19 protein-coding genes are annotated in these 20223 nt (G+C 76.0%); 5 read left to right on the top strand and 14 right to left on the bottom strand.

Annotated features, from left to right (window positions below; all coding sequences use genetic code 11):
• Nucleotides 1–26: 26 nt before the first annotated feature.
• The gene (locus G339_RS0121560) at nt 27–1094 is read right to left on the bottom strand and encodes a hypothetical protein (protein WP_019633139.1); all 1068 of its coding nucleotides are present in this window, start codon (nt 1092–1094) and stop codon (nt 27–29) included.
• 133 nt (nt 1095–1227) lie between these two features.
• On the opposite strand from G339_RS0121560, the gene G339_RS0121565 reads away from it, so the two are divergent.
• Nucleotides 1228–1989: an SGNH/GDSL hydrolase family protein gene (locus G339_RS0121565; protein WP_084693355.1), complete on the top strand. Its 762-nt coding sequence runs from the start codon at nt 1228–1230 to the stop codon at nt 1987–1989.
• Between the two features lie 4 nt (nt 1990–1993).
• Here the strand turns inward: G339_RS0121565 and egtD are convergent, their stop codons facing one another.
• Genes egtD through egtA form a run of 4 tightly spaced genes read right to left on the bottom strand, consistent with a single transcriptional unit; the run spans nt 1994 to nt 6193 of the window.
• Entirely contained in the window at nt 1994–2944 is a 951-nt protein-coding gene (egtD, locus tag G339_RS0121570) for an L-histidine N(alpha)-methyltransferase (RefSeq protein ID WP_019633141.1), read from the bottom strand.
• The gene (egtC, locus tag G339_RS0121575; protein WP_019633142.1) at nt 2929–3684 is read right to left on the bottom strand and encodes an ergothioneine biosynthesis protein EgtC; all 756 of its coding nucleotides are present in this window, start codon (nt 3682–3684) and stop codon (nt 2929–2931) included. The genes egtD and egtC overlap by 16 nt, the downstream gene beginning before the upstream one ends.
• Nucleotides 3684–4988 (bottom strand): ergothioneine biosynthesis protein EgtB, encoded by a 1305-nt coding sequence (egtB, locus tag G339_RS39965; RefSeq protein WP_019633143.1) that lies wholly within the window; start codon nt 4986–4988, stop codon nt 3684–3686. The genes egtC and egtB overlap by 1 nt, the downstream gene beginning before the upstream one ends.
• Complete coding sequence (gene egtA, locus G339_RS39970; RefSeq protein WP_019633144.1) at nt 4985–6193, bottom strand: ergothioneine biosynthesis glutamate--cysteine ligase EgtA; 1209 nt, start codon at nt 6191–6193, stop codon at nt 4985–4987. The genes egtB and egtA overlap by 4 nt, the downstream gene beginning before the upstream one ends.
• Nucleotides 6194–6469: 276 nt before the next feature.
• Between egtA and G339_RS0121590 the strand changes: the two genes are divergently transcribed.
• Entirely contained in the window at nt 6470–7681 is a 1212-nt protein-coding gene (locus tag G339_RS0121590; RefSeq protein WP_019633145.1) for an RNA polymerase sigma factor, read from the top strand.
• Between the two features lie 118 nt (nt 7682–7799).
• Complete coding sequence (locus G339_RS0121595; RefSeq protein WP_019633146.1) at nt 7800–8465, top strand: TetR family transcriptional regulator; 666 nt, start codon at nt 7800–7802, stop codon at nt 8463–8465.
• Nucleotides 8466–8474: 9 nt separating this feature from the next.
• Here G339_RS0121595 and G339_RS0121600 read toward each other — a convergent pair whose 3' ends face one another.
• The 5 genes from G339_RS0121600 to G339_RS0121620 are packed head-to-tail and all read right to left on the bottom strand — an operon-like array spanning nt 8475 to nt 14883.
• Nucleotides 8475–9641, bottom strand: coding sequence for a lipid-transfer protein (locus G339_RS0121600; RefSeq protein WP_019633147.1), 1167 nt, complete (start codon nt 9639–9641; stop codon nt 8475–8477).
• Nucleotides 9638–10945 carry an OB-fold domain-containing protein gene (locus tag G339_RS40910; protein ID WP_019633148.1) on the bottom strand — a complete coding sequence of 436 codons (1308 nt, stop codon included), beginning with the start codon at nt 10943–10945 and terminating at the stop codon, nt 9638–9640. The genes G339_RS0121600 and G339_RS40910 overlap by 4 nt, the downstream gene beginning before the upstream one ends.
• Before the next feature lie 22 nt (nt 10946–10967).
• Nucleotides 10968–12140 (bottom strand): acyl-CoA dehydrogenase family protein, encoded by a 1173-nt coding sequence (locus G339_RS0121610; RefSeq protein WP_019633149.1) that lies wholly within the window; start codon nt 12138–12140, stop codon nt 10968–10970.
• Nucleotides 12140–13246: an acyl-CoA dehydrogenase family protein gene (locus G339_RS0121615; RefSeq protein ID WP_019633150.1), complete on the bottom strand. Its 1107-nt coding sequence runs from the start codon at nt 13244–13246 to the stop codon at nt 12140–12142. The genes G339_RS0121610 and G339_RS0121615 overlap by 1 nt, the downstream gene beginning before the upstream one ends.
• Nucleotides 13246–14883, bottom strand: a complete 1638-nt coding sequence (locus tag G339_RS0121620; protein ID WP_019633151.1) for an AMP-binding protein — start codon at nt 14881–14883, stop codon at nt 13246–13248. Before G339_RS0121620 ends, G339_RS0121615 begins: the two co-directional genes overlap by 1 nt.
• A 241-nt stretch (nt 14884–15124) precedes the next feature.
• On the opposite strand from G339_RS0121620, the gene G339_RS0121625 reads away from it, so the two are divergent.
• On the top strand, nt 15125–15730 hold the full coding sequence (locus G339_RS0121625; RefSeq protein WP_019633152.1) for a TetR family transcriptional regulator: 606 nt from the start codon (nt 15125–15127) through the stop codon (nt 15728–15730).
• Between the two features lie 18 nt (nt 15731–15748).
• Here the strand turns inward: G339_RS0121625 and G339_RS34810 are convergent, their stop codons facing one another.
• Nucleotides 15749–16414, bottom strand: coding sequence for a hypothetical protein (locus G339_RS34810; protein WP_051107919.1), 666 nt, complete (start codon nt 16412–16414; stop codon nt 15749–15751).
• Nucleotides 16415–16567: 153 nt separating this feature from the next.
• On the opposite strand from G339_RS34810, the gene G339_RS0121635 reads away from it, so the two are divergent.
• On the top strand, nt 16568–16807 hold the full coding sequence (locus G339_RS0121635; protein ID WP_019633154.1) for a DUF397 domain-containing protein: 240 nt from the start codon (nt 16568–16570) through the stop codon (nt 16805–16807).
• Between the two features lie 238 nt (nt 16808–17045).
• Here the strand turns inward: G339_RS0121635 and alc are convergent, their stop codons facing one another.
• The 3 genes from alc to G339_RS0121650 are packed head-to-tail and all read right to left on the bottom strand — an operon-like array spanning nt 17046 to nt 20223.
• Nucleotides 17046–18092, bottom strand: coding sequence for an allantoicase (alc, locus tag G339_RS0121640; protein ID WP_019633155.1), 1047 nt, complete (start codon nt 18090–18092; stop codon nt 17046–17048).
• Nucleotides 18089–19417 (bottom strand): allantoinase AllB, encoded by a 1329-nt coding sequence (gene allB / locus G339_RS0121645; protein ID WP_019633156.1) that lies wholly within the window; start codon nt 19415–19417, stop codon nt 18089–18091. The genes alc and allB overlap by 4 nt, the downstream gene beginning before the upstream one ends.
• Complete coding sequence (locus tag G339_RS0121650; RefSeq protein WP_019633157.1) at nt 19414–20223, bottom strand: TIM barrel protein; 810 nt, start codon at nt 20221–20223, stop codon at nt 19414–19416. The genes allB and G339_RS0121650 overlap by 4 nt, the downstream gene beginning before the upstream one ends.

The raw sequence follows: 20223 nt of genomic DNA on the forward strand, positions 1-20223 counted from the left end.
CGCGGCCCGCTCCGCCGCGAGCGCCGTCAGGGCGTCGTGAACGCGGCGATGCCGAGCGCGCCCGCGCCGACCGCCCACGCGGTGGTCGTCCCGGGGACGACCGTCTGCACGCTGAACTTCGACGCGGCCGGGACGCCCACCGCCTGCCACGAGCCGCCCGCGTACCGGTACGGGACCGCGTCCCACGGGTCCGTGCGGCCGACGAGCGCCCACGGCGTTCCGGACGCGTCCACGTCCACGTCGGTGAAGGGGCCGCTGGTCCCGGCCGGGCGCGGCACGACCGTCCACACGCCGTCCTTGAGGTGCGCGAGCACGGACGTGCCCGCGACCCAGATCTCCCCCGGCCCGACCGGCGCGACCTTGACGAACGCCTCGTGCGTGCCGACGAGCGAGTCCGGCAGGGCGACCGTCCGCCACGCGCTCCCGTCGAACCGCGCGACGCCGGGGACGTCGCGGTCGCCGGTCCGCTGCCCGAGCCCGACCGCCCACGCCTCGCCAGGCACGACGCTCTGGACGTCGGCGGCGTAGGTAAATCCGGACGGCAGCGGCTGCGCCGTCCAGCCCGAGCCCGTCCACCGGTGGATGGGCGGGTTCGCCGCGTACGTCAGCTCGGTCTCGAAGACCCCGGCGGGCCCGGCCTCCAGCAGCGCGGCCGGGACGGACGTCGGCAGCGCGACGCGCCGGAACGCGGTCCCGTCGAACCGGGCGGCGTAGCGGCGGTCGTTCGGGCCGCCCGCGATCCACGTCTCGCCGCCGCCGGTGGACACCGAGTAGATGACCCTGTCGCCGCTCCAGCCGTCGATCGGGTACTCCTTCCAGCCCGAGCCGGTCCAGCGGCGGACGACCGGGTTGCCGAAGCTCGACGGGTTGCACGGCGTCATCGGCATCCACTGGACGCAGTACGCGCCCTGCGCGCCGGAGATCCACACGCCGTCGGGCGCGGAGGCGGCGACGTCCCACAGGCTGTTCTGCGGCCAGAGGAACGGGAGGCCGACCGAGCGGTACGGCGCGGGGGCGTCCGCGCGGGCGGGCGCGGGGACCAGTGCGACGGCCGCGCCGGCGGATGCGGCGAGGGCCAGGATCTGACGCTTCATGGCACCCACTATGAACGAGTTCCGCCGACTATGCCAGTGATGACTGGCGAAGTAATTTCCCCACGAACATCACATCCCGCCACAGTAGGATTCGGCTCACCATTCCCCCTGAACCACGGCGGAGCACTCCCCCATGCGATCTCGCCGCGCGCGCCGTGCCGCCGCGCTCCTGGCCGCTCTGTGCGCCGTGGCGCCGCTGACCGGCTGCACGATGTTCGGCACGTCCGTCGCGGACCGCGCGCAGCGGCCGCCGGTCAGCCCCGCGCCGCCGGCCGCGGCCCCCGTCGTGCTGTTCTTCGGCGACTCCTACACGGTCGGGAAGCGCGGGACGCTGCCGGAGAACACCTACGCGGCGGCGACCGCGCGCCTGCTCGGCTGGCAGGTCGTCCTCGCCGGGCGCGCCGGGACCGGCTTCGTGTCGACCGGCACCGGGACGGTCGCGTTCCACGAGCTGTTCGAGAGCCAGCTCGGCTGGCGGCCCGCCCCGGACCTGCTGATCATCTCCGGCGGGCACAACGACGCCCGCTACCCGCCCGCGCAGGTCGCGGCGGCCGCCCGGAGCCTGCTCGACCTCGCCGCGCGGCGCTGGCCCGGCACCCGGCGGCTCATGATCGGGCCGCTGTGGGGCAACGGCGCGCCGCCCGCAGACGCGCTCGCCGTCCGCGACGCGCTCGCCGCGACCGCCGGGCAGGCGAAGGTGCCGTTCGTGGACCCCATCGCCGAGCGCTGGATCACCGGGAACCGCGCGGACGGGACCGGCAACGCCGCGCGCTTCATCCTGCCCGACGGGACGCACCCGACCGTGGCGGGCGGCCGGTACGTGGCCACCCGCCTGGTCGCGGACCTGCGCCGGCTCGGGCTGGACCGCCCGGTCCGCACGCGCGCGGTCCGCTGACCCGTCAGACGGGGCGGGCGAGGGTCAGCGAGAAGTCGCCGGCCGCGTCCGTCCAGAACTCCGCGACGGCGAGCCCGGCCGCGTCCATCTCCTCCTCCAGCACGGCCGGGCGGAACTTCGCGGAGATCTCCGTGCGCATCTCCTCGCCGCGCGCGAACCGCACCGTGAGGTCGAGCGCGGGAATCCGGACGACCTGGTCGCGCTCGGAGCGCAGCCACATCTCGATCTGTTCCTCGTCCTCGTTCCACCGGGCGACGTGCGCGAACGCGTCCGGGTCGAAGTCCGCGCCCAGCTCGCGGTCGATCACGCGCAGCACGTTGCGGTTGAACTCCGCGGTGACGCCCGCCGCGTCGTCGTAGGCGCGGACGAGCCGCGCCGTGTCCTTCACCAGGTCCGCGCCGAGCAGCAGCGCGTCGCCCGGCCCCATCGTCGCCCGCAGCCCGGTCAGGAACTCCAGCCGCGCGGCGCGCGGCATGTTCCCGATCGTGCCGCCGAGGAACACCACCAGCCGCCGCCCGCCGGTCGGCAGCAGCGCCAGGTGCCGCTCGTAGTCCGCGACGACGGGCCGGACCTCCAGCCGGCCGTGGTCGGCGGCGATCTTGGCGGCGGCGTCGGCGAGGAAGTCGCCGCTCACGTCCACCGGGACGTAGGTGCGCAGCGAGCCCGCGAGCGCGTCCAGCAGCACCCGCGTCTTCTCGCCCGAGCCCGCGCCCAGCTCCAGCAGCGTCGTCGCGGCGGTCTCGACGGCGATCTCCCGCGCGCGGTCCACGATGATCTCGCGCTCGCGCCGGGTCGGGTAGTACTCCGGCAGCTCGGTGATCTTCTCGAACAGCGCGCTGCCCCGCTCGTCGTAGAAGTACTTCGGGGGCAGGGTCTTCGGGCGTGCGGTGAGGCCGTCGCGGACGTCGCGGCGCAGGGCGGCGGCGAGGTCGTCGGCGGTCAGGAAGCGGTCCACGTGGCTCCTTCGAGTGGGGTGACCGAGACGCCGGAGGCGTCGGCGGAGACGAGCGAGCGGTCGGGCACGCGGCGCCAGCCGGGGGCGCCGTCGGTCGGTTCGGAGGCGAGCTCGACGCCGTCCGGGCCCTCCCGGACGAACAGGGAGTCGCCGACGGCGGTCGCGGCGAGCGATGCGCCGTCGGCGGCGAGCAGGTTGAAGCGCCCCTCGGCGAGGCCGGTGACGGTGCCGACGACGGCGGCGAGGCCCGCCGCGAGGTCCGCGCCGTCCGCCCAGGCGCGGGCGGCGAGAGCGAACAGCAGCGCGGAGTCCACCGGGGCGCGCGCGTCGGCGTCCACCGGGGCGGCCAGCTCGCGCAACTTGGCCTCGACGCGGGCGAAGTCCGCGACGATCCCGTTGTGGCTGAACAGCCGCCGCCCCGCGCGGAACGGCTGGGCGCAGCTCTCGTCCACCGGGAACCCGACCGTCGCGGAGCGGATCGCGGCGACCGCGCAGCCCGTCGCGACCGCGCCGGAGATCTCGCGGAACGACGCGTCGGTCCACAGCGGCTGCGCGCGGCGGAACCGCAGCGGCTCGTCCGCGCCGTCCACGTACCAGCCGACGCCGAAGCCGTCCGCGTTCAGCACGTTCCCGACGTTGAGCCGGGGCGCGTACGTCTGGTGCTCCAGCGAGTGGTCGCCGTCGTAGATCAGCGAGCGCAGCGTCCGGGGCCTGCCGAGATAGGCGAGATGGCGGCACATCAGCGCGCGTCCCTGGCCGTGCGGAAGCCGGTGAAGATCTGGCGGCGGATCGGGTAGTCCCAGTTGCGGAACGACGTCCGGACCGCCAGCGGGTGCGTCGCCCACGACCCGCCGCGCAGCACCTTGTAGTCGGGGCCGAAGAACACCTCGGAGTACTCCTTATAGGGGAACGAGCGGAAACCCGGGTAGCCGTGGAAGTCCGAGGACGTCCACTCCCACACGTCGCCGAGCATCCGCCGGACGCCGTACGCGGACGCGCCCGCCGCGTACGCGCCCGTCGCGGACGGCCGCAGCGCGCGCTGGCCGAGGTTCGCGCGGTCCTCCGCCCACTCGTCGCCCCACGGGTAGCGGCGCGCCCGCGCCGCCTCGGGGTCCCAGCCGGCGGCCTTCTCCCACTCGGCCTCGGTCGGGAGGCGGCGGCCCGCCCACCGCGCGTACGCGTCCGCCTCGTACCAGCAGACGTGCTGGACGGGCTCGTCCGGCGGGACCGGCTCGACGCGGCCGAACCGGCGGCGCAGCCACTCGCGGTCCTCGCGCAGCCAGAACGCCGGGGCCGCCTTGCCGCTGGAGCGCCGCCACTCCCAGCCGCGCGGGTCCCACCAGCGCGGGTCGTCGTAGCCGCCCGCGTCGATGAAGCGCTCGTAGGCGGCGTTGCTGACCGGCTCGGTGTCGACGAAGAACGCGGGCAGGTCCACGACGTGCCCGGGCCGCTCGTTGTCGTACGCCCACGGGTCGTCGCTGCCCATGATGAACGGGCCCGCCGGGACGAACACCTCCGTCGTCGGGGCGGGCGGCCCCGGCGGCGCGGGCGCGCGGTCCTCCAGCAGCGCGGGCGCGCCCGCGCGGAGCTGGTGGGTGGCGAGCATCGTCTCGTCGTGCTGGTGCTCGTGCTGGACGACCATCCCGTAGACGAAACCGCCCGCCGTGAGCGGGTCCGCGCTGTCGAAACGGGCACGTTCCAGCGCGTCGAGCACCTTCGACCGGACGGTCGCGATGTACGCGGCCGCCTCCCCGGGCGGCAGCAGCGGGAGGGTCGGGCGCTCGGCTCGGGGGTGCTCGAACGCGTCGTACAGGCCGTCGATCTCCGGGCGCATCGGGTCCGCGCCCGCCGCCGCGCGCAGCAGCCACAGTTCCTCGTAGTTCCCGACGTGCGCGAGGTCCCACACCAGCGGGGACATCAGCGGCGACACCTGCGCGGTCAGCTCCTCGTCGGGCAGGACGCCGGTGGTGAGGCCGTGGCTGCGTTCCCGCACCGCGCCCAGCTCGGCGGCGATGCGTTCCTTCAGGGCGTGCTCGTCGGTCACGTCGCGACCTCCTGGACGTGGGGGGCGGTCTGGTCGGGCGCGTCGTCGGCGGGGCAGCGGCCCCGCTCGACGTAGCGGTCGGCGTACTCGGCCACCAGCGGGCGCAGCCCCGCCGCGCCGAGCCGGGGCAGGGCGTCCAGCGCGGCGGCGAAGCAGGTTCGCGCGGCGGCGGCGAGGGCCGGGTCGGCGAGGGCGTCGCGGGCCGCAGTGGACCACCGGTCCGCGACGGGCTCGACGGCGGCCTCGGCGGCGTCGGCCGCCGCCGGGTCGTCCAGCAGCGCGGCGGCGACCGCGACCGGGACCGGCCAGTACCGCTCCGGCAGCGCGTCGATCATCCGCAGCTCCAGCCAGCCGCGCGGGCGGACGGGCGGGAACAGCGTGGACAGGTGGTACTCCAGGTCGTCCAGCGTCGGCTCGCCCTTGGCCAGCCACGCGCCGAACGTCATGCCGGGGTCGGCGGCCCAGCCGCCGTCGGCGGTGCGGACGACCATGACGCGGGCGTCGAGGGCGTACCGGGTCCACGCCTCGGCCGGGTCGGCGCCGTCCGCGCGGTACACGGGCAGCGTCCGGCAGGGGTCGAGCGCCGTCCAGACGTCCTGCCGGGACGAGCGCGAGCCCGTCCGGCGGCCCGCGCGCAGCGGCGAGTTCGCGAACGCCGCGACGAGGACCGGGCCGAGCGCGTGCGCGCGCCGCCAGCGCCGGGCCGCGTCGGCGGCGTCCGCGCCGATGTCGACGCAGACCTGCACGGAGGCGGTGGTACACATCATGGCGAGTCCGGCGTCCGCGAAGCCGCCCGCGACGAAGTAGTCCCGCATGCACGCGTAGCGCGGGTGCTCGGCCTGGAAGCGCGGCGCGCGCAGCGGGTCCACGCCGTGCCCGGCGAGCGCGAGCCCGGCGGGCGCGAGGACGTCGCGCAGGAACGCGACGTCGCGGGCGAGTTCGGCGTGGAGCGTCCCGAGGCCGGGGAACGGCGCGGAGCTGAGTTCGATCTGGCCGCCCGGCTCGTAGGTGACGCGGCTGCCGCCGGGCGGCGGTCCGGCCGCGGCGACGAGCGCGCGGACGCCCGCCGCGGGGACGTGCGCGGCCGGGTCGCGCGCGTGGGTGACGAGCCATTCGGTCTCGGCGCCGACCGTGCCGGGCGGCCCGGTCTTGAAACAGACGCCCCGGATGTACTGGTAGACCTCGTCGATCGTGAGCCGGGTCATCGGCATCCCTCCCTAACGGGAGGGGAGCATTCCCTGCTGAACCGCATCAGGAATCCCGACTTATCAGGAAAGTTAAAACCCTGATCCGAACCGTGGAACAGGCTTCTCAGCGTTGACCCTGTCCACTAGAGTCCCGATACTCGACAGTTTGCCGGAATCGCGAGTTCACCGGTCGCCACCAGGTGCCGTCGCCACCGCGGTGTCTGCACCGCGGTGTCGCCGTCACGGGGGCGGGAACCGGCCGGTCCGTCACCGACCGCTGGACACGGAGGTCACATGCGAGGGGACCTGGGCTCCCTCTTCGACGCGCACGCGGCGCGGCTGCACGCGTACTGCTGGTCGCTGCTCGGCGACCGGGACGCGGCCGACGCCGTCGCCGACGCGTTCGTGGCGACGCGCCGCCATCCGCCGCGCGGCGACGACGTGCTCTGGCTGTACGCGCTCGCGCGCTCGGCCTGCGCCGAGCGCGGCGCGTTCGCCCGCACCCCGCCCGCGTTCGACCCGGCCGACCCGCTGCTGCGGGCGGCGGCGGCGCTGCGGCCCGACCACCGCGAGGCGCTGCTGCTGTGGGCGGGCGAGTGGCTGGACGTGCCGGACATCGCGCGCGTCCTCGGCGTCGCCCCCGACACCGCGCACCAGCTCCTGCAGATCGCGCGGTCGCGGCTGGAGCGGGCCGTGCTGGACGTCCTCATGCACGGCGCGGGCGACGCCGCGCTGATCGAGGCGTTCGAGGACAAGCGGCTGCCGCGGGCGCTCGCCGAGCGCGCGCCCGACACCGCGCCCGCCGGGCTCCGCGACCGGCTCACCGAGCTCGACCCGGACGCGGCCCCGCCGCTGTCGACGCTGACCGCGCCGAACCCGATCGTGCTCATCGGCCCCGAGCCGGTGCCGCGCAGGCGCCGCCGCGGGCTGCCGCGCGCGGCGGGCGCCCTGGCGGGCGTGGCCGCGACGGTGGCCGCCGCGATCGGGCTGCTCGCGTCGTGGCCGTCCGCGAAGGGCTCGGGCGTCGGCGCGATCGTGCCGTCGTCGAGCAACAGCGACGGGCCGGCCGCCGAGCAGGCGCTGAGCGCCGCGCCGGTCGGGACGCCGCCCGCGACGACGCAGACGCGCACGCCGGACGGCGACGGGAAGGGCGGGACGCACGGCGGCGCGACGAGCCAGTACGACCAGCCGCCCGCGCCGGTGGCCCCGCCGGCCGCGACGCCCGCGCCGCCGGTGACGCCGCCGACGCACGGCAAGCCGGTCAAGTCGCATGACCCGGCGTCGGCCAAGCCCCCGGCGGAGTCGAGCAAGCCCCCGGTGACGTCCGAGCCGTCGAAGCCGACGGAGCCGTCCGAGCCGTCGGAGCCCACGAAGCCGACCGAGCCCACGGACCCGGCGACGCCGCCGGAGACCGATCCGCCGACGACGCCTTCGGACCCGCCGACCAGCCCCGATCCGGGGAGTCCGGCGCCGTCCGACCCGGCGCCCGCGCCGTCCGGCGAGTGACCGAGCGCCGGGCGGGCCGTCCTTCGGCCCGCCCGGCGTTTCTTGTTCTCCGGATACACGGTGGAGCGTCCGGTTTGTTGTGGTTGGAACAAATTCGCCCGCTGGTTAGCATGACGCCATGACCGCCATCGCGCCCGAGACCCGCCCCGGCGACCTCCAGCGGCCGCCGGGCAGGCGGGAGCGCAAGAAGCAGCGCACCCGCGAGGCGCTGATCGACGCGGCCTTCACCCTCTTCGCCGCCAAGGGCTACGACGCGACCACCGTCGAGGAGATCGCGGACGCCGTGGACGTGTCGTCCCGGACGTTCTTCCGCTACTTCGCCTCCAAGGAGGACGTCGCGCTCACGCTCCAGGCCGAGCAGCAGGAGATGATGCTCGCCGCGCTCGCCGAGCGGCCCGCGCACGAGCCGATCATGACGGCGCTGCGCAACGCGGTCGTCGCGGTCACGCGCGCCTACGAGTGCGGCGACACCGGCGCGGGCCGGGAGCGGTTCCGCCTGCTGCTGCGGATGCTCGGGGACGGCGGCGGGCTGCGCGCGGGCAGCCTGGAGCACGCGCAGTCGGCGCTGCGCGACACCGCCGCCGTCATCGCGCGGCGGATGGACGTCGACCCGGCCGCCGACCTGCGGCCGCACGTCGTCGCGGCCACCGCGCTCGGAGCGTTCCACGCGGCGCTGGTCGCCGTCGGGGAGCGTCCGATGGGCTACTCGACGCTGTCGGCGGCGCTGGCCGACGCGTTCGAGATCATCTCGGCCGGGTTCGACGCGCCGCGCAGCGCGCCGTAGCGACCCCGGTCACGCCGGGCCGAGGACCAGCCCGCTCGTCGGGACGCCCGTCCCGGCGGTGACGAGGACGTGCTCGACGCCGTCCACCTGGTTCGCCGCCGTCCCGCGCACCTGCCGGACGGCTTCGGCGATGCCGTTCATCCCGTGGATGTACGCCTCCCCGAGCTGGCCGCCGTGCGGGTTGAGCGGGAGCGCGCCGGCCAGGCCGATGCCGCGCTCGCGGACGAAGTCCGCCGCCTCGCCGCGTCCGCAGAAGCCCAGTTCCTCCAGTTGGATCAGGACGAACGGGGTGAAGTGGTCGTAGAGGATCGCGGTGCGGACGTCGGCGGGCGTCAGGCCCGACTGCCGCCACAGCGCGTCCCCGACCGTCCGCATCGCGGGCAGCGCGGCCAGGTCGCCGGTGTAGTAGCCGAACATCATCATCTGGTCCGGGCCGGTGCCCTGCGCGGCCGCGCGGATGACGGCGGGCGGGTGCGGGAGGTCGCGGGCGCGCTCGGCGCTGGTGACGACGATCGCGACGGCCCCGTCCGACTCCTGGCAGCAGTCCAGCAGGTGCAGCGGGTCGACGATCCACCGGGACGCCTGGTGCTCCTCCAGCGTGATCGGGCGGCCGTGGAACCAGGCGCGCGGGTTCGTCGCGGCGTGCGCGCGCATCGCGACCGCGACGCGGCCGAAGTCCTCGCTGGTCGCGCCGTACTCGTGCATGTAGCGGCGGGCGTGCATCGCGACCCACGCGGCGGGCGTCGCGAACCCGAACGGGAGGTGCCAGGAGAACTCCAGCCCGGTCGAGTCGGCGCGCTGGGACGGGCTGGCCTGGCCGAACCGGTGCCCGGACCGCTCGTTGAACGCCCGGTAGCAGACGACGACGTCGGCCTGGCCGGTCGCGACGGCCATCGCGGCGTGCGCGACGGTCCCGCACGCCGCGCCGCCGCCGTAGTCGACGCGGGAGAAGAACCGCAGCGCGGGGATGCCGAGTTCGCGCTGGACGGCGATCTCGGAGTTGGCGTCGGCGGTGAAGGTGACGAGGCCGTCCACGTCGGCGGGCGCCAGGCCCGCGTCGGCGAGCGCGTCGAGGCACGCCTCGGCGGCCAGCCGCAGCTCGGAGCGGCCGGACTCCTTGGAGAACTCGGTCGCGCCGATCCCGGCGACGGCCGCCTTGCCGGACAGGCCGCTCATCGGGCGTCCTCCTCGTCGGTCGGACCACCGGACGCGGTCAGGTGGACGGTCGCGGTCACGTGGTCTCCGAGGGACACCGCGCCGCGCACCGCGAGGGTGTCGGGGCCGGTGCGGTCGGCGGTGAGGGTGAGGGTGTCGCCCGCGTAGGCGGGGACGCCGAGCCGGACGGCGATCGAGCGGAGCGCCGCGCCGGGCGCGGCCGCCAGCGCGCACCGCTGCACGAGGCCCATCGTGGTGAGGATGTTGAGGAAGATGTCCTTCGAGCCCTGGGCGCGGGCGAGCGCGGTGTCGTGGTGGACGGGCGTGAAGTCGCGGGTGGCGAGCGCGGTCGCGATGACGAACGTCGGCGTCAGCGGCACGGCGAGCGCGTCCGCGCGCGGCTCCGGCGCGGGGTCGGGGTCGGGGTCGGGGAGGTCGGCGGGCACCCACTGCGGCAGCGTGAGCTCGTCGTCCATCCGCTCGAAGACGAGCCGCACCGGCATCCCGACCGTCACGTCCGCCGGGTCGCAGCCGTTGACGTTCCCGACGATCCGGACGCCCTCCGCCAGTTCGACCACCGCGACGACGTACGGCGGCGTCCGCCCCGGCACCGGCGGATGGTGGTGGACGACGTAGCTGTGGACCGTCCCGCGCCCGGACGCGACGACGAAGTCCCGCTTCACCGAGTGGCACGCCGGGCACATCGGCCCCGGCGGGTGCCGCAGCGTCCCGCAGTCGGCGCAGCGCTGGACGCGCAGTTCGCCCGCGTCCACGCCGTCCCAGAAGAACCGCGTGTCCGGGCCGATCGCCGGCCGCAGCGGATACCGTCCGCCCGCGCTCGGCGCGGCCCGGCGCGCGCGCGGCTTGAACTTCAGCACCCGGAACAGCATCTCCGCGACCCGCTCCCCGGCCGCGTCGTACCAGCTCTGGTACCAGGTGACGAAGTAGCCCTCGCCCATCGCGGTCTTCTTCGGCCCGGCGACGCCGCCGAACCGCATGGACGACCGCAGCCGCTCCCCGACGCGGACGTACCGGTCGTAGGTCTGCTCGCAGTTCGTCGCGACAACGCCGGTGTACCCGTGCTCGTTGAGCAGCCGCAGGGGCCCGTCCGCGACGGACCCGGCGGCGTCGGCGGCCGCCAGGCCCTGCATCGACCAGACCTGGATCATCGCGGGCGGCGCGCAGCGCGACCAGTCCCCGGGGTCGCCGAGCGCCTGCGTCCAGTTGCGGATCATCGCGGCGTTCACCGGGTCGGGGCAGGGCGCGCCGGGCCGTTCGCCCGCCGCCGCGAGCCGTTCGGCGAGCGCGGTCAGTTCGTCGTGCAACGGTGCTCCTTGTCGCGGAAGGTCAGCGGGGGGCGCGCGGCAGGCCGAGGCCGATCATCGCGATCAGCTCGCGCTGGATCTCGTTGACGCCGCCGCCGAACGTCAGCACGATCGCGCCCTTGACGCCGTGGTCGAGGCGTTCCACGAACGCGGCGGTCGCCGGGTCGCCGGGGTCGCCGTACCGGGCGAGGACGTCCCCGACGATCCGGCCGACGTCCTGCATCCGCTCGGACCCGTAGATCTTCGTGGCGGACGCGTCGGCGGCGCCGAGCCAGCCGAGGTCCTGGTTCGCGGCGACCTGCCAGTTCAGCAGCTCGTTGACGCGCAGGTACGCGCGGACGCGCGCGACCGCGCGCCGCACGTCGGGCACGTCCAGCAGCCGCCGCCCGTCCGGGCCGGTCGTGTCGCGCGCCCACTCGAGGAACCGGTCGTAGGTGTGGCCGATGTTCCCGGCGGGGCCGAGGGTGACGCGCTCGTGGTTGAGCTGGTTGACGATGAGGTCCCAGCCCTTGTTCTCCTCCCCCACGAGCATGTCGAGGGGGACGCGGACGTCCTGGTAGTAGGTCGAGTTGGTGTGGTGGCGGCCGTCCATCGTGACGATCGGCGTCCACGAGAAGCCGGGGTCGGCGCAGTCCACGACGAGCATCGAGATGCCCTTGTGCTTCTTGGCGGCCGGGTCGGTGCGCGCGGCGAGCCAGATGTAGTCGGCGTGGTGCGCGCCGGAGGTGAAGATCTTCTGCCCGTTGACGACGTACTGGTCGCCGTCGCGGACCGCCGTCGTGCGCAGCGACGCCAGGTCGGTGCCCGCCTCCGGCTCGCTGTACCCGATCGCGAAGTGGCACTCCCCCGCGAGGATCTTCGGCAGGAAACGCTCCTTCTGCGCGTCCGTGCCGTACTGAAGGATCGTCGGCGCGACGGAGTTCAGCGTGATGATCGGGTACGGGACCTCGGCGCGGGCGATCTCGTTGGCGAAGATCTGCTGCTCCACCGGGCCGTAGCCGCGCCCGCCGTACTCGGCGGGCAGCGCGACGCCGAGCATCCCGTCCGCGCCGAGGCGGCGGCAGTGCTCCAGGTACGCTCCGCCGAACGGGTCGTTGGCGATCTTGTCGCGGTCGGCGGGGGTCAGGCAGCGGCGGAAGTAGTCGCGCAGTTCGGCGCGCAGCTCCTTCTGCTCGGCGGTCAGGTCGATGAACATCACGCCTCCTGCGCGACGAGGGAACCGAGGGCGTCGAGCTGGTCGTCGGCGCCGCCGAGCAGGTGCCCGGCGTGCTTGGCCCAGGCGAAGTAGCGGTGCAGCGGGTAGGTGACGTCGAGTCCGATGCCGCCGTGGAGATGCTGGCAGGTGTAGAGCGCGCGGACGACGGGGTCGCTCGCGTTGAACGCGGCGACCGCCAGGGTCTCGTCCGCCTCGGGGTGGCCCTGTTCCAGTTGCCACGCCGCCGCCCACACCGCGACGTCGAGGGCGCGCTTGGCGATGTAGACGTCGCCGATGCTCATCGTGACGGCCTGGAACTGGGCGAGCGCCCGGCCGAACTGCTCGCGGCCCTTGACGTGGTCGGACGTCAGCGTCAGCGCGCCGTCGATGACGCCGGACGCCTGCGCGACCGCGCCGAGCAGCGCCGAGCGGCGCAGCGCGGCCCAGGCCGCGCCGTCGGCGGCGCCGCCGACGAGGGCGTCCGCGCCGACGCGCGCGCCGGCCAGGTCGAGGCGCGACAGCGGGTCGGTCGTCGCCGCCGGGTGCGGGACGACCGCGACGTCGGCCGGCTCCACGAGGAACACGCCGACGCCCTCCCCTTCGACGCGGGCGGCGACGAGGATGCGGTGCGCCTCGACGGCGAACGGCACGAACGTCTTGACGCCGTCCAGCACGAACCCGTCCCCGTCGCGGCGCGCCGTCGCCGTGACCGCGCCGACCGGGCCCGGTTCGCGCCACGCGCCGGTCAGCACCCGCTCGCCGGTCGCGACGCCCGCGAGCAGTTCGCGCTGCGCGGGCGTGCCGTGCGCGGCCAGCGGCAGCGCGCCGAGCGCCAGCGACGCGTACGCCGGGACGGGCGCGACGGCCCGGCCGACCTCGCGCAGGAGGACGGTCAGCTCCACCGGGCCGAGCCCCGCGCCGCCCGCGTCCTCCGGGACGACGACGCCGAGCAGCCCGGCGGACGCCAGCGCGGCCCACAGGTCCGCCGGATAGGGCGCGCCGGTCGTCTCGAACGCCGCCAGCCGGTCGGCCGCGGCCTCGCGCGCCAGCACCTCGGCGGCGAGGTCCCGCAGGTCGCGCCGGGTCTCGTCCAGATCGAAGTCCACTATCGCTTCCCTTCCAGCAGGTGCAGGCGGCCGCTGCCCGCGAACCGCGCGCGCAGGTCCGCCGCGTCGTCGGGGGTCAGGGGCCGGTAGTCGGGCGCGCGGCCGGGCCGCCACCAGACGGGGTCGGGGACACGCCAGCCCTCGGCGGCGAGCGCGCGCCGCAGGACCTTGTTGGACGCGGTGACGGGCAGGTCGCCGGTCAGCCGGACGTACCGCGGCAGCCACTTGGCGCCGAGCGGGGCGGTGCGCAGGAACGCCGCGAACGCGGCCGGGTCGAACGCGGCCGGGCCGCCGTCGAGGGCGAGCGCGGCCATCACCTCGTCGCCGGACGCGGCGTCGGGCACCCCGTACACGGCGAGCCGCCGGACGCCGGGCAGCCCCGCCAGGGCGCGCTCGACCTGGACCGCGCCGAAGTTCTCGCCGTCCACGCGGATGCGGTCGGCGGCGCGGCCCGCGAAGTACACCCAGCCGGCGGCGTCGGCGTAGGCGAGGTCGCCGCTCCAGAACCGGCCGTCGCGGACGCGGTCGGGCGCGTCCTCCTTGTAGTAGCCGTCGAACAGGCCGGTGCCCGCGCCGACCAGCTCACCGACCGCCTCGGGGTTGCGCGGGCGGCCCGCCTCGTCCAGCCGCGCGGGCGGGCAGCGGCGGCCGGTGCCGGGGTCGAGGATCGCGACGCCGTCGCCGAGGCGGCCGAGCGCGCCGGGCGGCCCGGCCGGGTCCGGGGACAGGGAGATCGCGGTCTCGGTCGAGCCGTAGGCGTCCACGACGCCGCAGCCGAACCGGGCGGCGAACGCGCGCTGCTCGGCGGGCGCGGCCTCGTTGCCGAACGCGACGCGCAGCGGGTTGTCGGCGTCGTCGGGGCGCTCGGGCGTCGCCAGGACGTACGACAGGGCCTTGCCGACGTAGTGCAGGTAGGTGCAGCCGTGCGCGCGGACGTCCGGGAGCAGCCGCGACGCGGAGAAGCGCGGGCGCAGCACGAGCGCCGCCCCGGCGGTCAGGGCGGGCGCGAACGCGGCCATCAGCGCGCCGGAGTGGAACAGCGGCATCGGGCAGTAGACGGCGTCGGAGTCCGTCAGCAGCCGTCCGGCGAGGCTCGCGCCCGGCACGGTCACCTTGCGGTGGGTGACCCGGACGGCGCGGGGCCGCCCGGACGTGCCCGAGGTGAAGACCAGCATCAGCAGCGTCTCGGGCGTGACGGCGCGCGCGTCGGGCGGCGCGGCGTCGCGGTGGCGGGCCATCGCGGCGGCGTGGTCCGCGAGCGCGGTGACAGGGACGCCGAGCCGCGCCGCGACGGTCCGGGCCGCGCCGAGGTGCGCCGGGGCGGCCACGAGCAGGTCGCAGTCGGCGCGGGCGGCGTCGGCGGCCAGCTCCGCCGGGCCGCGCGTCGGGTTGAGCGCGACGACGACGGCCCCGGCGAGCGCCGCCCCGCCGATGAGGAACACCATCTCGGGGTCGTTGTCGAGCAGGACGCCGACGTGGACGGGGCGGCCGGGGCCGGGCAGCGCGGCGAGCCACGCGGCGCGCGCCGCGCACTCGGCGACGGTGTCGGCCCAGGTCCAGGCGTCGCCGCTGGCGGCGCAGACGAGCCCGGTCCGGTCGTCGGCGGCGCGGGCCGCCAGTTGCGCTGCCACGGTCACGCGCGTCCACCTCCCGGCCGGAACCGACCCACGGCGGCAAAACTAGAACAGATTCTAGTCTGTGTCCAGAGGCGCGATCGAGTGCCGGACGACCCCGGTTCTCCACGGATGTCAGGAATTACTGACATCCCGTCCGGGCGCGTGCCGGACCGGATCAGATAACACGTTCTCACGCTGCCTGTACCCTGGTGCCCGGGCCGCCGGCCCGACCCCGCGCCCCGCCGAGCAGGAAGGACCCGCCGTGACCGCCGAACCGACCGAGGCGACCGAGGAGCGGCCCGCTCCGGCCGGAGCGCGGTCCCGCAGCCAGGTCCAGCGCCGCCGCCGCATCGTCCAGGCCGCCGCCGCGCTCGCGTCGCGCGGCGGGATCGAGGCCATGCAGATGCGGACCGTCGCCGAACGCGCCGGGGTGGCGCTCGGCACGCTGTACCGCTACTTCCCGTCGAAGATGGACCTCGTCGTCGCGGTCGTCAGCGAGGAACTGGACCTGCTCGAAGGCAGCATCGAGCGCCGCCCGCCGCACACCGCCGCGCCCGCCGACCGCGCCGTGGACGTCCTCATGCGCGCCACGCGCGGGCTCATGCGCGAGCCCGAGCTGGCCGAGGCGCTGATCCGGTCGCTGCTGCTGTCGGACGTCAAGACCGACTTCGGCGACCGGATGACCGGCCTGCTGCTGCGCGCCGCCGGGGCCGCGGAGGCGCCCGACGACGACCGCCGCACCCTCACCCGCGCCCTTACCAGCGTGTGGATCATGGAAATGATGGAGATGCTGCGCGGCCACGCCACCGCCGAGCAGATCCAGACGCGGCTGGAGGTCGCGGCCGCGCGGCTCCTCACCGACTTCTGAGCGGCGCTCAGCCGACGCTCAGCGCACGGCGGCCTCGACCGAGCGGTACTCGTCGCGCGCGTCCACCAGCGCGAGCGCGCCCGCCAGCCACGCCATCTCCTCCTCGCCCTCGCCGCGCGCCACCTGCGTCAGCAGCGTCCGGGCGTCGTCGGGCAGGCCGAGCCGCCGCGCGGCGTGGGCCGCGTGCGCGCCGAGGAACGGGCCGACCTCCGGCCACAGGAGCTGGACCTCGCGCAGGAAGACGGTGAGCCCCGAGTCGTCCATGCCGGGGATCTCCGACAGCAGCGCGCGGACGCGGCCGCCATCGCCGTGCGCCGCGTCGCGGAGCCGGTTCAGGTCGCCGTCGTAGCGGTCGGTGACGAGCCGGGCCGCGCCGCCGAGGTCGCGGGCCGCCGCCTCGGGGTGCGGGTGGCCCGCGTTGCGCAGGAACTCCTCGCGTTCGCGCTCGTCGGTCTCGCGGATCGCCGGGGCGGCGTCCCAGCCCCGGTCGAGCAGCGCCCGCGTCGCCCGGACCGCCGCCTCGGACGGCGTCGCGCGGTCCGCGAGGATCGCGAAGCACAGCAGCCGGAACAGCCCGGTCGCCGACCCGGTGACGGTGAACCCGACCTCCGCGGTCGCGTACCCGCTCGGGTGGCGGGCCAGCAGGGTCCGGACGGTCTCCTTCGTCCGCTCGTCCATCGGCACGGCGTCCCTCCTCACGGCTCGCGTCCGCCGGTCCGGTCCCGCCTGCCCGCCGCTCCCGCGCCCAAACGCCCCGCGCCGAACCCGCGTGGCCGGGCGGTCGCCCCCATTACGCTGGAGGCGACCCTTCGGAGCCAAACGGAAACAGGTGGGCTTGTGAGCGATCGGGAGCCGTTCATCAGCGACGGCGTCATCATCGAGTTCATCGACGGCAAGGACGTCCCGGTGAACCACAAGGAGTTCGGCGACCGCGCCGTCGTCATGCGCGCGACGAACAACGAGGGCCCCACCCTCTACTTCACCGAAGCCGAGTGGGAGGCCTTCATCGCGGGCGTCAAGGACGGCGAGTTCGACGACCTGCTGGAAGAGCCGACCGAGTCGGCCGAGAACGCCTGAGCCCCGGCCCGCCGGGAGGCCGCGCGCCTCCCGGCGGCCGGGCCGGCCGGGCGGGTCAGGCCGAGCGAGTCACGCCGGGCCGACCGGGCCGAGCGGGTCACGCCAAGCCAGGCGGGTCAGGCCGCGCCAGGCGGGTCACGCCGGGCCGAGCGGGCCGGGCCGAGCGGGCCGGGCCGAGCGGGTCACGCCGAGCGGGTCACGCCGAGCGGGTCACGCCGAGCGGGTCACGCCGGGCGGGTCACGCCGGGCGGGTCAGCTCGGCGAAGCGGGCGGCGAGGGCGGCCAGGCCGTCCGGGGCCGGGTCGCCGAACAGCCGCAGCCGGGACATGCCGCCGTCCGGGTGCAGGCCGAGCCGGACGTGGGTGATCTCCGGCGATGACGCGGGCCGGAAGCGGTGCCGCCCGTCCGGCTGGACGCGGGTGCGCGGCAGCAGGTCGGTCCACGCGCCGTCGTCGTCCGGGCGCGCCGCGCGCGCGTCCAGGCCCGCCAGCGTGACGTGGCCGGGCGCGTTGAACTTCAGGTGCGTCGTGTCGAACTCCACCAGGCGGACGATCCCCGGCGCGGCCAGCCGCACCACCGCCCAGTCGTGGCCGCCGTCGCGCCGCCGCGCGGTCTCCCAGCCCTCCGCCTGGTTGCGGGCGGTCCCGGGGAACAGCATGTTGTCGGGCGCGGAGTAGAACCGGTTCGAGCAGTCCACGACGCGCGCGCCGTTCTCCAGCGCGGCGAGGTCGACGGTCAGCCCGTCCAGCAGGCGCGGGTCGGGGACCGGCTCGCCGTGGACGCGCAGCCGCGCCACTCCCCCGTCCGGGAAGATGTTCAGCCGGACGTGCGTGAACCGCCGCTCGACCTTGACCTCGAAGCCCTGCGCCGCGTCGCCCGCCAGCGCGCCGCGCGGCACGATCTCCGTCCAGTCGGCGGCGGCGAGTTCGGCGGCGGACGGGTACCCGTCCGCGCCGCACGCCTCGACGGACGCGTGCGGCGGATAGTTCCCCTTGAACCACGCCGTGTCCACGACGACGCCCCGGATCACGCCGGGCAGGCCGAGCCGGACGACCGCCCAGTCGTGCCCGTACCCGCCGTCCGGGCCGGGGCGGCGCCGCGCGGTCTCCCAGCCGTCGTACTCCTGCCCCTTCGGCCCGAACGTCTCCGGGCGGAACGCGGGCGGCCACGGGTTGAGCAGGTTCTCCTTCGCCTCGAACGACTCGTCGCTGGCGGCGACGACCGAGCCGCCGAGCGTGCGGACGGCGAGGTCGGGCAGCGCCGTGAAGGCGGGCAGGTCGTTCACCGGGCTCCGTTCCGGGCGAGCAGGACGCCGCGCGGCGCGTCGCCGACGGGGACGCCGCGCAGCCAGGTCGTGACGGCCGCGCCGGTCAGCGCGCGGCCCTCGTAGGCGGTGACCGGGTTGCGGTGGTGCAGCCCGGCGGGGTCCACGACGCGGACGGCGTCGGGGTCGAACGCGACGAGATCGGCGTCGTTCCCGACGCGGATCGCGCCCTTGCCCGCCAGCCCGGCGAGCGCGGCGGGTCCGGCGGCCATCCAGCGGACGACGTCGGGCAGGCCGAACCCGCGCGCGCGGGCCTCCGTCCAGACGGCGGCGAGCCCGAGCTGGAGCGAGGACACCCCGCCCCAGGCGGTCGCGAAGTCGCCTTTCTTCAGTTCGGGCGTGCAGGGCGAGTGGTCGGTGACGACGCAGGAGATCACCCCGTCCGCGAGGCCGCGCCAGAGCGCGTCGCGGTTGGCGTCGTCGCGGATCGGCGGGCAGCACTTGAACGCGGTCGGCGGGCCGGGCGCGGCGGCGACGTCGGCGGCGCTGAGCGTCAGGTAGTGCGGGCACGTCTCGGCGGTGACGGGGACGCCGCGCGCCCGGGCGGCGGCGAGCGGTGCCAGGCAGTCGGCGGCGGACAGGTGCAGGACGTGGGCGCGCGCGCCGGTCTCCTCCGCGAGCCGGATCACCCGCTCGACGGCGGCGCGCTCGGCGGACGGCGGCCGGGACGCCAGGAACGCCGCGTAGTCCCCGCCCGCGGGGTCGGTGAGGGCGGCCGGGTCCTCGGCGTGGACGACGACGAGCCCGCCGAACGCGGCGGCGGCCGCGAACGCCGCCGCCATCTGGTCGGGCGCGAGCGGCGGGAACTCCGGCACGCCCGAGTCCGACGCGAAGCACTTGAACCCGTACACGCCCGCGTCGTGCAGCGGCCGCAGGTCGGGGAGGTTGCCGGGGACCGCGCCGCCCCAGAACCCGACGTCCACGTACACGCGGCCGCGCGCGGCGGCGCGTTTGATCTCCAGCGCCTCGGTGTTCGTCGTGGGCGGGAGCGCGTTCAGCGGCATGTCGACGAGCGTGGTGACGCCCCCGGCCGCGGCGGCGCGCGTGGCGGTCGCGAAGCCCTCCCACTCGGTGCGGCCGGGCTCGTTGACGTGGACGTGGGTGTCCACGAGCCCCGGCAGCAGCGCGAGCGCGCCGAGGTCGCGGTCCTCGGCGGCGGGCAGCGGCGCGTCGTGCGCGGCGACGGCCGCGACCGCCCCGTCCCGGACGGCGACGGCGGCGGGCCGCTCGACGCCGTCCAGCACCGTCCGGCGGGAGCGCAGCACGAGGTCGTACGGTCCGTTCACGCGGTGTCCTCCGTTGGGCCGAGCCGGTCCAGGTAGGAGAAGTCCTCGGCGGCGGGGTCGGCCGGGACGTATTCGAGGGAGACCCAGCCGTCGTATCCGGCGGCGCCGAGCGCGGCGAGGACGCCGGCGAAGTCCACCGCGCCGCTGCCGGGGCGGCCCCGGCCGGGCGCGTCCGCGAACTGGACGTGCCCGAGCACGTCCGAGTGCGCGGCCTTCACCGGGTCGTCGCCGTTGTGGGCGAGGTGGAAGGTGTCGAGCAGGAACGCCACGTCCGCGACCCCGGCCGCGCGCGCCCGCGCGACGACGGCCGTCGCGTCGGCGGCGGTCGCGAGCGGGTAGTCGCCGTTCAGCCCGCGCGCCAGCGGCTCGATCAGGATCGTGCCGGGAACGGTCCCGGCCATGTGCGCGAGGTTGGCGTCGGCGGTGCGGGCCTGCTCGGCGGCGTCCGATCCGGCGATCCGCTGCCCGTAGAGGGTGTTGAAGCGCCGCACGCCCGTCCGTCCGGCGATCTCCGCGAGGACGTCCAGGCTCGCCCTGAACTCCGCGACCCGCCCCGGATGCGACAGCACGCCGCGCTCGCCGCCGGGCAGGTCGCCCGCGTAGGCGTTGAGCGCGACGAGCCGCACGCCCGCGTCCTCGATCGCGGCGCAGAACGCGTCGACCTCGGCGGCGGGCGGGACGGGCGCGTCCGGCCACGGCCACCAGAACTCCACCGCCCCGAACCCGGCCGCCGCGGCGGCGGCCGGGCGCTCCAGCGGCGGGAGGCCGGTGAACAGCAGCGAGCAGTTGACGGCGTAGCGGACCAC

It is taken from the genome of Actinomadura atramentaria DSM 43919 (assembly GCF_000381885.1).
Classification (GTDB): Bacteria; Actinomycetota; Actinomycetes; order Streptosporangiales; family Streptosporangiaceae; genus Spirillospora; species Spirillospora atramentaria.

Excerpts from the sequence above, each read along its gene's own strand:
- G339_RS0121595 (WP_019633146.1), top strand. The coding sequence starts at position 7,800 with ATGACCGCCATCGCGCCCGAGACCCGCCCCGGCGACCTCCAGCGGCCG.
- G339_RS0121590 (WP_019633145.1), top strand. The coding sequence starts at position 6,470 with ATGCGAGGGGACCTGGGCTCCCTCTTCGACGCGCACGCGGCGCGGCTG.
- G339_RS0121565 (WP_084693355.1), top strand. The coding sequence starts at position 1,228 with ATGCGATCTCGCCGCGCGCGCCGTGCCGCCGCGCTCCTGGCCGCTCTG.
- egtC (WP_019633142.1), bottom strand. The coding sequence starts at position 3,684 with ATGTGCCGCCATCTCGCCTATCTCGGCAGGCCCCGGACGCTGCGCTCG.
- G339_RS0121610 (WP_019633149.1), bottom strand. The coding sequence starts at position 12,140 with ATGTTCATCGACCTGACCGCCGAGCAGAAGGAGCTGCGCGCCGAACTG.
- egtA (WP_019633144.1), bottom strand. The coding sequence starts at position 6,193 with ATGACCCGGCTCACGATCGACGAGGTCTACCAGTACATCCGGGGCGTC.
- G339_RS0121600 (WP_019633147.1), bottom strand. The coding sequence starts at position 9,641 with ATGAGCGGCCTGTCCGGCAAGGCGGCCGTCGCCGGGATCGGCGCGACC.
- G339_RS0121560 (WP_019633139.1), bottom strand. The coding sequence starts at position 1,094 with ATGAAGCGTCAGATCCTGGCCCTCGCCGCATCCGCCGGCGCGGCCGTC.